General features: G+C 71.2%; 9 protein-coding genes. 5 read left to right on the top strand and 4 right to left on the bottom strand.

Going from position 1 to position 10,295, the window contains the following annotated elements; all coding sequences use genetic code 11:
- Positions 1–330: 330 nt before the first annotated feature.
- Both ACLEQD_RS28450 and ACLEQD_RS28445 read left to right on the top strand, forming a co-directional pair.
- The gene (locus ACLEQD_RS28450; protein ID WP_410388257.1) at positions 331–2,277 is read left to right on the top strand and encodes a PAS domain S-box protein; all 1,947 of its coding nucleotides are present in this window, start codon (positions 331–333) and stop codon (positions 2,275–2,277) included.
- Positions 2,278–2,422: 145 nt separating this feature from the next.
- Entirely contained in the window at positions 2,423–2,602 is a 180-nt protein-coding gene (locus ACLEQD_RS28445; RefSeq protein ID WP_410388255.1) for a hypothetical protein, read from the top strand.
- 46 nt (positions 2,603–2,648) lie between these two features.
- Here the strand turns inward: ACLEQD_RS28445 and ACLEQD_RS28440 are convergent, their stop codons facing one another.
- From ACLEQD_RS28440 to ACLEQD_RS28430, 3 genes are all read right to left on the bottom strand, one after another.
- Entirely contained in the window at positions 2,649–3,179 is a 531-nt protein-coding gene (locus tag ACLEQD_RS28440; protein WP_410388253.1) for a TspO/MBR family protein, read from the bottom strand.
- 95 nt (positions 3,180–3,274) lie between these two features.
- The gene (locus tag ACLEQD_RS28435) at positions 3,275–4,045 is read right to left on the bottom strand and encodes a ferritin-like domain-containing protein (protein ID WP_410388252.1); all 771 of its coding nucleotides are present in this window, start codon (positions 4,043–4,045) and stop codon (positions 3,275–3,277) included.
- Positions 4,042–5,247, bottom strand: coding sequence for a hypothetical protein (locus ACLEQD_RS28430; protein WP_410388250.1), 1,206 nt, complete (start codon positions 5,245–5,247; stop codon positions 4,042–4,044). The genes ACLEQD_RS28435 and ACLEQD_RS28430 overlap by 4 nt, the downstream gene beginning before the upstream one ends.
- 284 nt (positions 5,248–5,531) lie before the next feature.
- Here ACLEQD_RS28430 and ACLEQD_RS28425 point away from each other — a divergent pair, with 284 nt between their 5' ends.
- Genes ACLEQD_RS28425 through ACLEQD_RS28415 form a run of 3 tightly spaced genes read left to right on the top strand, consistent with a single transcriptional unit; the run spans position 5,532 to position 9,358 of the window.
- Positions 5,532–7,781, top strand: a complete 2,250-nt coding sequence (locus ACLEQD_RS28425; protein WP_410388248.1) for a CHASE2 domain-containing protein — start codon at positions 5,532–5,534, stop codon at positions 7,779–7,781.
- Positions 7,782–7,802: 21 nt separating this feature from the next.
- Positions 7,803–8,372, top strand: coding sequence for an SH3 domain-containing protein (locus tag ACLEQD_RS28420; protein WP_410388246.1), 570 nt, complete (start codon positions 7,803–7,805; stop codon positions 8,370–8,372).
- On the top strand, positions 8,372–9,358 hold the full coding sequence (locus ACLEQD_RS28415; protein WP_410388244.1) for a M48 family metalloprotease: 987 nt from the start codon (positions 8,372–8,374) through the stop codon (positions 9,356–9,358). Before ACLEQD_RS28420 ends, ACLEQD_RS28415 begins: the two co-directional genes overlap by 1 nt.
- A gap of 8 nt (positions 9,359–9,366) precedes the next feature.
- On the opposite strand, the gene ACLEQD_RS28410 is transcribed toward ACLEQD_RS28415, so the two are convergent.
- Positions 9,367–10,295 (bottom strand): extensin-like protein (locus tag ACLEQD_RS28410; protein WP_410388241.1); only part of this gene is annotated, 929 nt, incomplete at its 5' end.

The raw sequence follows: 10,295 nt of genomic DNA, 5'->3' as shown, positions 1-10,295 counted from the left end.
CGTCCAGGCCCCGAAGCCTCCGGCGCGGAGCAGCCCCGGGTGCCGGCACAGGCGCTCCCCCGCGGCGACACAGCGAGCAAGCGGGCGGCGGGCCGGGGCTCACGCATGCCCCTGCTCGACCCGCCCGCCCGTTCATCCTCCAGGGGGGCTGACAGCGTCTGGTTTTCCGGCTTCGACGCGCCGTTCCGGCTGGCAGTGTGTACCTGTAGTCAAAGGGAACGCGCACGGGCGCCAAGACGCGCGCCCGCCAACGCCGGGGGAGCCCCCGCATCCCGGCCAGGGCCGGCCTCACGCGACGCACGGGCGCCGGGCCCCAACCAGGAGCGAGGCATGGCCGGAGGAGCCGCACGGGAGCTGGAAGCCATCTTGGACGCCGCGGTGGACCCCTTCGTCGCGTGCGACGCCGACGAGCGCATCCTGCACGTCAACGCGGCGGCGGAGCGGCTGCTGGGCTGGGACCGGGAGCAGCTCTTGGGCAGGCCCGTCACCGACCTCTTCCCGCCCCGCCTGCACCGCTTCCACGGCCTCTCCCTGCCGCGCTACCTGCTGTCACGCCGGAAGGTGCTGGGGGGGCGGCCCACGCGCGTCTTCGCCCGGCGGCGCGACGGGGTGGAGCTGCAGGTGGAGCTGACGGTGGGCGCCACCGGCCTGGACTCGCAGGAGCGCATCGTCCTCACGATGCGCCGGCTGCACGAGGTCATCGACGCGCTGGAGGAGCCGGTGGAGCACGTCCCCGGCACCCCCGCCCTGACCGCGCACCACGAGGAGACGGTGGACCGGCTCTACCGGCTGGTCGTGGAGAACGCCCCCCTGGGCATCTTCCACTTCGACCGCGCCCCCATCGTCACCGCGTGCAACGACCGCTTCGCGCACATCATCGGCACGTCGAAGCGCAACCTGGTGGGCCTGAACCTCTTCACGCTGAGCGACGAGCGCATCATCGCCTGCGTGCGCGAGTCACTGGCCGGCCACAACTGTGACTACGAAGGCGACTACCGCGCGCTCACCACCGCCAAGGTGACGCCCGTGCGCGTGCGCTTCGCTCCCTGCTACACCGAGGACGGCACCGTGGAGGGCGGCGTCGGCATCGTGGAGGACATCACCGACCGCCGCCGCGTGGAGGCCGAGCGCGAGGAGAACCTGGCCCAGCTGGACCTGCTCTTCCGCGGCGCGCCCGTGGGCATCGGCTTCCTGGACGCGAACCTGCGCTACGTGCGCGTCAACGAGACGCTCGCGCGCATCAACGGCATCCCGGCGGAGGCCCACACGGGCCACACGCTGCCGGAGCTGCTCGGGGAGCCGGGCGCCCTCGCCGAGCAGGGGCCCCGGCAGGTGCTGCGCACCGGTGAGCCCATGGTGGACAAGGAGGCCACCTCCGACGAGGACCTGCGCATCCCCGGCCCCCGGCGCTACTTGCTGGGAAACTACTACCCGGTGCGCACGCCGGATGGCCGCGTGCTGGGCGTGGGCGTCCTCCTGGAGGACATCACCGGGCGCAAGCGCGCGGAGCAGGAGCGCGCGCACCTGTACCGCGAGGCCCAGGAGGCCATCCGCGTGCGCGACGACTTCCTCTCCATCGCCTCACACGAGCTGAAGACGCCGCTCACGCCCCTCAGCCTGCGCCTGGCCACGCTGGAGCGCCGCCTGGAGCGCGGCGAGCACCTGGACCCCAGCGTGCTGCGCCACGCGCGCCACCAACTCACGCGCCTCACCGGCCTCATCAACGACCTGCTGGACGCCTCGCGCATCGAGGCCGGCCGGCTGGCCCTGCACCCGGAGGCCACCCGCTTCGACCTGCTCGTGGAGCACACGCTCGCCAGCATGGAGGGACAGAAGGGCAACCACGCCTTCGAGTTCGAGACGCCCCCGGAGCCCATCTCCGTCCAGGGCGACGCGTACCGGCTGGAGCAGGTGGTCTCCAACCTGCTGGAGAACGCGCTCAAGTACAGCCCGGACGGCGGCACCATCCGCGTGCGGCTGTCGCTGAGCGAGGACGTCGCGGTGCTGTCCGTGACGGACCCGGGCATCGGCATCCCGGAGGACCAGCAGCAGCAGCTCTTCGACCGCTACTTCCGCGCGCGCAACGCCTCCACCCGCTCCTACGGCGGGCTGGGCCTGGGCCTCTACATCAGCCGCGACATCGTGGAGCGCCACGGCGGCCGCATCTGGGTGGAGAGTGAAGCGGGCCGGGGGTCCACCTTCTACGTCGCGCTGCCGACACTCTCCGCCGCGCAGCCCGCCCTCCCGCTCGCCTGGCCGGATCGCCACCTCCACTGAAGCCCCGGGTGCGCGAGCGCTGAAAGAACTTCAGCCCCGCCTCTCCGCCCCCGCCGGACGCCTCATGCAAAGGGCTGGAATCCCACGATTCCCAGCCCTGGCACGCCCCCTGCTCCAGGCGGGTGCACGCGAGGGAGAGACACCCATGGAGAACATGACGATGACGAGCGAGTCCCCTGTCAGCCGCGACAATGACGGCTGGATTGTCCGGGTGAAGGTGGGTGGGCGTGTCCAGGAGGTGCGCTGCACCTCGGAGAACCAGGCGCGCTACTTCGCCGCCGTGCTGGCCTTCAACGCGGCCCGCCCCTCGCGCCTGCGCAACTAGCGCGCGAGGAGGAGCCCCCGGCGTCAGTCATCGCCGGGCGATGCGCTCAGGAGTTGCGCCGGGCGATGTCCGTCGACAGCACGTTGGCGAAGGACACCCAGCCCAGGTAGGGCGCCATCAGCCACGGGGCCTTGCGGTCCACGCGGCTGGCGGCGGCGGTATAGGCCGCGATGCTGCCCAGCAGCGCCCAGTTCTCCACCGCCGCGGCCTTCAGCTGGCGCTTGCGGAAGAACAGGTGCGACCACGCGGCGTTGAGCCCCAGCTGCACGAACCACAGGCCCAGCGCGCGCGAGCGCCGCGCCCCCGCCGGTGAGCCCCAGATGCGCCAGCCGGAGACGGCGATGAGGCCGTAGAGCGCCGTCCACACCGGCGCGAAGACCTGGCGGGGCGGCTGGAAGGGCGGCTTCTTCAGGCGCTGGTACCAGCCCTGCTGGATGGCCTCGCGGGTGCTGCGCGCGCCAAGGAAGACCGCGCCCGCGGTCAGGGCACCGAAGGCGCCCAGCGCCACCATCGACTCGCGGTTGAGCGTGGCGTTGTGTTCCAGGCCCTCGGAGCCTCCCAGCTCGCTGAGCTGCATGTCGTTCCTCCAGACGTGATGAAGCCGTTGTGCGAAGCCACAAGCTGTGTCCTCGCACAACGGCTCGCCATGTCCGCCTGCCTGCCCGGCCGTCCTCAGGGCTGCGTGGGGAGGGACGCGGAGTCCATGGGGGCGCGGGCCTCCGTGGACACGCCCGCCGCGAGCCAGCCCTTCACCAGGGCCAGGTGCTCGGCCTCCGCGTCCAGCGCCAGCTGGAAGCGGTCCGCCAGCGAGTCATGGCCCAGGCCGCGCGCCAGGTCGATGAGCAGCTCCCAGCTCGCGTTGTCCGTGAGCTCCGCCACCAGCAGCGCCTCCATGCACTGGCGCAGGTTGGTGCGCGCGTCGGAGATGGCCGCCGGCACGCCCATGGAGATGACCGAGGTGAGGTCCGCGGACGGCGTCATCGCCGTGGGGTCCGCGCCCAGCTTCTCCATCGCCTCCACCAGCAGGGCGAAGTGGCCCAGCTCGTCGTCCATGATCTTCGTGAGCAGCTCCCGCGAGGGCCCTCCCTCCCAGCTGCCGAAGACGTCCAGCTTGGAAAGCGCGCCCTCGTAGAGCCGGACGCCGGAGCGCTCGAAGGCGAGCCGCTCCCCCAGCTTGTCGATGAACACCGTGGGCTTGCCGCCCTTGAGCATGTCCATGGCCGTCTTGGCCATGCCCTTGAGGCTCGCGGGCGGCGGCACGCTGCCCAGGCCGTCCGCGGCTTCGCGGGCGTACTGCTTGCGCACGTCCGCGATGGCCCGCGCATCCCCCTGGCTGCTGGGCTTCGCGCGCCGCGCCTCCGCGATGATGTCCTTGCTGTCCACGGGTGATGCCTTGATGCCGGTGCGGTTGGCGCCCACGTCGGCGATGGTGTCCTTGCTCATTGCAGCCTCCTCCCCTCCAGCACCGAGCCCATGCGCTCCGCCTTCGCGGCGAGCTCCGTGCCGGGCCTCCATTGGTAACCGGCCGCCGCCGTCTCCGAGGGCGACCCTTCCGAGTTCAGCTGCGCCTGGTACACGAGCGAGCGGTGGTCCGGCGGCAGCTGGGACTTGTCCACGTACTCGGTGCCGTCGGAGCGCATGTCCACCTCCTGCGAGAGGACCTTGCGCACGAACTCACGGTGCTCCTTGAACGCGATGGGCTCCGGCAGCTCGCGGGGCAGCACCTCCGCGGGGTCGCGGCGCTCCAGGTTCTTGAACAGCTCCATCACGTAGTGCAGGTGTCCCAGCTCGTAGTCCACGAACCGCTGCCACACCTCCTTGATGCGCGGGTTCGACTCGTACGCGAGGCACGAGGAGTAGTTGTAGACCTCCATGGCCTCGTGGAGCATCCACTGCTCCAGCATGGACTCGTCGGGGTCGATGAGCGAACCGTACTGGGTGACGTGCTGCTCCTCGATGGAGGCGATCTCCGCGTAGAGCTGCCGCGCGACGGGGTCCGTGAACGTGGGGCCCACGGTCATGTAGTAGTCGTGCGTCTGGAACTCGGCCGCGGTGATGGTCAGCGCGTGCAGCTTGGACAGCGGGGCCGCCGTCTTCGCGTCGTACGGGCGGCGCAGGTCATCCAGCGGATGGCGGTGCTCCACGACCGTGGGGCGGCCCGGGATGATGTCCGTATAGGACTGGGTGATGTTGTTGGGGTCCTGCCCCTCCAGCCGGTCGTAGAGCGCGGAGTAGCGGTACAGGTGGTCGAAGTCCTCCAGCATCCCGAACCGGTACGTCTGCGCCAGATAGGGGTCCGGCTCGTGGATGGCCACGCTGGCCGTCACCTCGATGGCGAGCTGCTCGAAGCCCAGGGTCGTCTCGATGGCCTTCTGGTCCGGCGGGGTGAGCCAGTTGACCAGCGTCTGCTGGTGGTGCTCCGCGCGGCGCACCAGCGCCAGGTGCGGGCGCAGCTCCAGGCTGCGGCGCGCGAAGATGTGCTTCATGCGCAGCGCGTCCGCTTCAATGCCGTTCATCAGGATGACGCGGGTCCGGGTGAACGCGTCGTCGTCCAGCTTGCTGTAGGGCCGCCGCACCAGGTCCTTCCACGTAAAGGACTGGCGCTCGACGGGAGTGCCTTTTTCTTTGAAGAGGTCCAAGGCCACGGGGTGACTCCTTCTGGGCAGGGACAGGACGTTGAAGCGCGGGCGGTGGGCGTCACCAGCTCGGGTCCCCTGCGCTTCAAGGTTGGGGGCCCTCCGCCAACGGCAACAGACGTGCAGGCGTCGGCCGTGGGCCGCCAGGGGCTGCGACGGCTCGCCAGGTCCCCTGCTTCGCGGGCCTCTCCCGTTCCTCCTGGATGAAGGTCCAATTCCGTCGCGGCAGGCGCGTGCCGAGGGGCCGTTTCCCGGAGTAGCGTTTCCCGTCGTGGACCTCGTGGGGAGGGGCCGTGGCGGGTGAGACGTGGAAGATCATCCAGGAGCGCTGGCGCCATCACCGGCTCCCGATGCTGGGCGTCGCGCTGGTGGCCACGCTCATCGCGGGGGCGGCCCACTACAGCGGCCGCCTCGAAGGCACGGAGCACATCGCCTACGACGAGGCGCTGATCCGGTACACCGGCGACAGGAAGGCGTCCGGGCAGGTGGTCGTGGTGGCCATCGACCAGCAGTCCATCGACGCCATCAGCCAGGACGCGCAGCTCCAGGTCAACTTCGGCAACTGGCCGTACACGCGCACGCTGTGGGCGCGCGTCGCGCAGGAGCTGAAGGCCGCGGGGGCCAGGGCCGTGCTGTTCGACGCGGTGATGGACGAGCGGGCGTCCGACGAGTCCGCCGACCTGGGCTTCGCGCAGGTGCTGCGTGAGACGGGGCTGCCCTTCTACGTGGGCATGGTGAGCAGCGGCTCCGCGAAGCCCCTGGCCCGCGCGGACTTCCAGTCCCCCGTGCCGCTGGCCACCCCCGTGCTGGAGGCGGGAGCCCTGGCTCGGGCGCTGGCCTTTCCCGCGAGCCGGACGGATGGGACGCCGCTGCGGAGCCTCCAGGGGACGTCCCGGGTTCCCCGCTATCCCGTGCCTCCCACGCCCGCGCTGGTGGGCGCGGTGAGCGGGTTCGGGCTGGTGGACACGGAGGCGGACGGGGACGGCTCCATGCGCCGCACGCACTTCGCGTTCACGGACGGGACCAACACCTACGTGACGCTGCCGGTGCGCATGATGGCGGACCTGCTGGGCGCGAAGGAGGTCACGCTCTCCGGCCGCACCCTGCGCATGGGCGAGCGCAGTTGGCACGTCGACGCGGATGGCAGCGCGGCCCTGGACTACGGCGGTCCGCTGGAGACGCGCTTCCAACAGGTGCCCCTCATCGCCGTGCTGGACGACTGGATCCGCCGCGGCCACGGCAAGTCGCCGGGCCTGGACCCGGCCCTGTTCCGGGGGAAGGTCGTCGTCATCGGCGGCACGGCGGTGGGCGTCAACGACATCAAGGCCACGCCCTTCTCCTCCACGCAGCCGGGACTGGTGAAGCAGGCCACGGTGGTGGACACGCTGCTGTCGGGCGCGTTCATCACCGACGCACCGGCGGGCGTGGACCTGGGCCTGACGTTCCTGGTGGCGCTGGTGTCCGCGGTGCTGCTGATGACGGCGCGCTGGACGCCGCTGGAGGTGGCCTGGCCGGTGGCGCTGGTGGCGGGGCTGTTCGTGCTCACGGGCCTGCTGCTCAAGACGTCGCATACGCACGTGCGGATGGCGATGCCGGCGCTGGCGGGCGTGGGCGCGAGCGTGGCGGCGCTGGCGTTCAACCACCTGGTGGCCAACCGCGAGACGCAGTTCATCCGGCAGGCGTTCCACCGCTTCATGGAGCCGAAGCTGGTGGAGCAGATGATCCGCTCGCGGCAGCTGCCGCGCCTGGATGGGGAGAACAAGGAGATCACCGCGTTCTTCAGCGACATCCGCGGCTTCTCCACCTTCAGCGAGCGCTTCAAGGAGGACCCGCGCCAGTTGGTGCGCATCCTCAACACGTACCTCACGGCGGTGAGCGGGGCGCTGCTGCGTGAAGGCGGGTGCCTGGACAAGTACATTGGCGACGCGGTGGTGTGCCTCTTCGGCGCGCCCATGGCCCAGGAGGACCACGCCGTGCGCGCGTGCCGGGGGGCGCTGGCGGCGAAGGCCGCGGTGGAGGCGCTGCGCGTGGACTTCCGCCAGAAGGGCTTCCCGGACGTGTACACGCGCATCGGCGTGAACAGCGCGGTGAACTTCGTGGGCAACTTCGGCAGCGACCAGCTCTTCAGCTACACGGCCATTGGCGACGGCATGAACCTGGCCGCGCGCCTGGAGGGCGCGAACAAGGCCTACGGGTCGGTCATCATGATTGGCCCGCGCACGTATGAGCTGGCGCGCGAGCACATCGAGGTGCGCGAGCTGGACCGGGTGCGGGTGGCGGGCAAGACGGAGGCCGTCACGGTGTACGAGCTGCTGGCGCTCAAGGGGCAATTGGACGCGTCCACCCGGCACACGGTGGCGCGCTACCACGAGGCCCTGGGGCTGTACCGCGAGGCGCGCTTCGCGGAGGCCGCGGCGGTGCTGGAGGCGGAGGCCGCGCGGTCGCCGGAGGACGGGCCCACGGGGAAGCTGCTGGAGCGCTGCCGCGAGTACCTGGAGTCACCCCCGGAGAATTTCGATGGCGTCGCGAATCTGGAGAAGTGACGGCGTATCAGGGTGGGGAGCATGACGATGAAACGATGGACCTGGGGCATCCTGCTGCTGGCGTTGGGCGTGCCGGTGACGGCCGCGTGGGCGGTGAAGAAGGACGAGAAGCTCTACGTGAAGGCGCGCAACACGCGCGTCCTCAAGAGCGCGGTGCCCACGGCGGACGTGGTGGCGGTGCTCCAGCCCGGGCAGCAGGTGACGTGGAAGGGCGCGGATCCGAAGAACGCGCAGTGGCACCAGGTGACGGAGCCCGGCGGCAAGCCCGGCTACGTGTTCCAGACGAACCTGTCCACGAAGCCGCCCAACATGGAGCTGGTGGCCAAGGACGGCCAGACGCGCTCCATCGACCCGGCGACCTTCGTGTCCAGCGGCGCGGCGGTGAAGGCGCTGAGCCCGGGCGCGGAGAAGTACGGCAACGAGAAGGGCGGCGACTACAAGGCCGCGGTGGCTCAACTCAAGACGCTGGAGGGCCTGGCCCTCAAGGTCACGCCCGTGGAGATCGACAAGCACGTGAAGCAGGCCGGGCTGTTCCCGGTGGTGGCGCCCAACACGAAGCTGGGCCCCCAGGCGAAGAAGGGGGGCAAGTGATGCGCTCGCGCATGGGAGTCCTGGCGGCGGCGGGCCTGGGGTTGTGCCTCACGTCCTGTGCCCAGATGACGAAGACCCTGAAGGCCGCGAACCTGGGCGGCGACGTGGACCGGGTGGTGGCCGCGACGGAGAAGGTGCAGTCCTGCGACAAGCTGAAGGTGGAGCCCGCCATCCAGGAGGAGTACGCGCTGGGCAGCGCGCTGGCCATCCACTGGGCGCAGCAGGGCGGCGGGCTGATGCTGACGGGCACCGCGGAGCAGGGGCTGAACACCTACGTCAACACGGTGGGCCGCAACCTGGCGATGCAGTCCCCCCGGCCGGAGCTGCGCTGGACGTTCGGCGTGCTCAAGGACGCGCGGCACTTCAACGCCCTGTCCGCGCCCGCCGGCTACGTGTTCGTCACGCGCGGGCTGCTCCAGGGCGTGGAGAACGAGGCGCAGCTCGCGGGCGTGCTGGCGCATGAGATTGCCCACGTCGTGCTCAAGCACGCGCTGAACCAGTACGTCTCCGTGAAGGTGAGCACCTGCAAGGGCGCCGCGGTGGCGGGCGCCGTGGTGTCGACGGTCGCCTCGAAGGTGGTGGGCGCGAGCCGGCTGGACGGCCGCCTGGACCTGGACTCGGACACGGAGCTGATGGGGAAGATGGTCGAAGGGACCGTGGAGGCCTTCGGCAAGGGCAACCGCAAGGACGAGGAGCTGGCGGCGGACGCGCTCGCGGTGGAGCTGCTGCTGTCCGCGGGCTACGACCCGGGGGAGTACTCGCGGCTGCTGGGCCAGACGTCCGGCGGCGGCGGGCTCATGGAGAACCACCCGAGCAAGGAGGACCGCCAGGAGCAGATCTCCAAGCTCGTCCGGGCGCGGCAGGAGGCGACGGATCCGCTCGCGCGGCTGGACGTGGCGTCGCTCCAGCGCCCTGCCCTGCCCGCGGCCTTCGCCATCGTGGGGCCCGGGAAGAAGCCCACGGGCGTGGCGAAGGACGCGAAGTAGACGCGGCTTCAGCGCACCGTGGCCTGGCTCAAGGCGCGGTGCACGGACTCCAGGGCCTTGCGCGCCTCCAGCAGCTCGGCGCGCTCGGCGGTGAGGGACGCGACCTGCTGGGCCAGCACGTCGCGTTCGCCCTGGAGCGTCTCCACGGCGCGGCGCAGGGAGGCGGACTCGTCCTTGGCGCCCTCCAGCTCCACGGCGAGGCGCTCCTCCTCCGCGAGGCTGTCGGCGAGGGCCAGCTTGCCCTTGGTGACGACCTGCTCCAGCGCGTCGTGCTCCTTCGCGGCGGCCTGGAGGGCCTGGCGGGACTCCTGGAGGGACAGGAGCGCTTCGTCGCGCTCGCCTTCCAGGGCGGCCAGCTCACGCTCCAGGTCGGCGAGCAGCTTCACGCGGCCCTCCATCTCCGCGGACAGGCGGCGGGCCTCGTCCATGCGCAGGCGGGCCTCCTCGGTGGCCTTCTCCGCCTGACGGCGGGCGACCTCGAGGTCCTGGGTGAGCGTGAGGTTGAGCGCCTTGACCTTGGTGAGCTCCGCCTGGAGGTGGGTGATGCGCTCCACGGCGCGCTGGCCGGCTTCGGCGACGGTGGCGGGCAGCGGCTCCGGGCGCGGGTTCTCGCGCACGGCCTTGAGGCGGGCCTTGAGGCGCTCGCGGCGGGAGTCGGAGTCCAGCTCCTCGCGGGGAGGCGCGGGCGTCTGCACCTCGACGGGGGCGGGCGCGGCTTCCTGTCGGGCCACCGTCTCGGTGGTGGTGACGGTGGAGGCCTGGACGGCAGCGTACGTCGTCATGGGCTCGGCCTCGGAAGGCATGCGGAGGGCCTGAACGCCCATCCGTCCATCGAACTGTACTCCGGGCGGCGGGCCCGCGAAGGTGGCCGGGGCCGCCCGGGGCGCCTCAGCCTGGGCCATCGCCGGCGGAGGCGAGGCGAACGTGACCGGCGCGG

Source organism: Corallococcus sp. 4LFB (assembly GCF_046520365.1).
Lineage (GTDB): Bacteria > Myxococcota > Myxococcia > Myxococcales > Myxococcaceae > Corallococcus > Corallococcus caeni.
This window is presented reverse-complemented; position numbering and strand designations above follow the sequence as displayed.

Bases quoted from the DNA above. Each gene is read 5' to 3' on its own strand.
- ACLEQD_RS28435 (WP_410388252.1), bottom strand. From the start codon at position 4,045: ATGAGCAAGGACACCATCGCCGACGTGGGCGCCAACCGCACCGGCATC.
- ACLEQD_RS28445 (WP_410388255.1), top strand. From the start codon at position 2,423: ATGGAGAACATGACGATGACGAGCGAGTCCCCTGTCAGCCGCGACAAT.
- ACLEQD_RS28440 (WP_410388253.1), bottom strand. From the start codon at position 3,179: ATGCAGCTCAGCGAGCTGGGAGGCTCCGAGGGCCTGGAACACAACGCC.
- ACLEQD_RS28415 (WP_410388244.1), top strand. From the start codon at position 8,372: ATGCGCTCGCGCATGGGAGTCCTGGCGGCGGCGGGCCTGGGGTTGTGC.
- ACLEQD_RS28450 (WP_410388257.1), top strand. From the start codon at position 331: ATGGCCGGAGGAGCCGCACGGGAGCTGGAAGCCATCTTGGACGCCGCG.
- ACLEQD_RS28420 (WP_410388246.1), top strand. From the start codon at position 7,803: ATGACGATGAAACGATGGACCTGGGGCATCCTGCTGCTGGCGTTGGGC.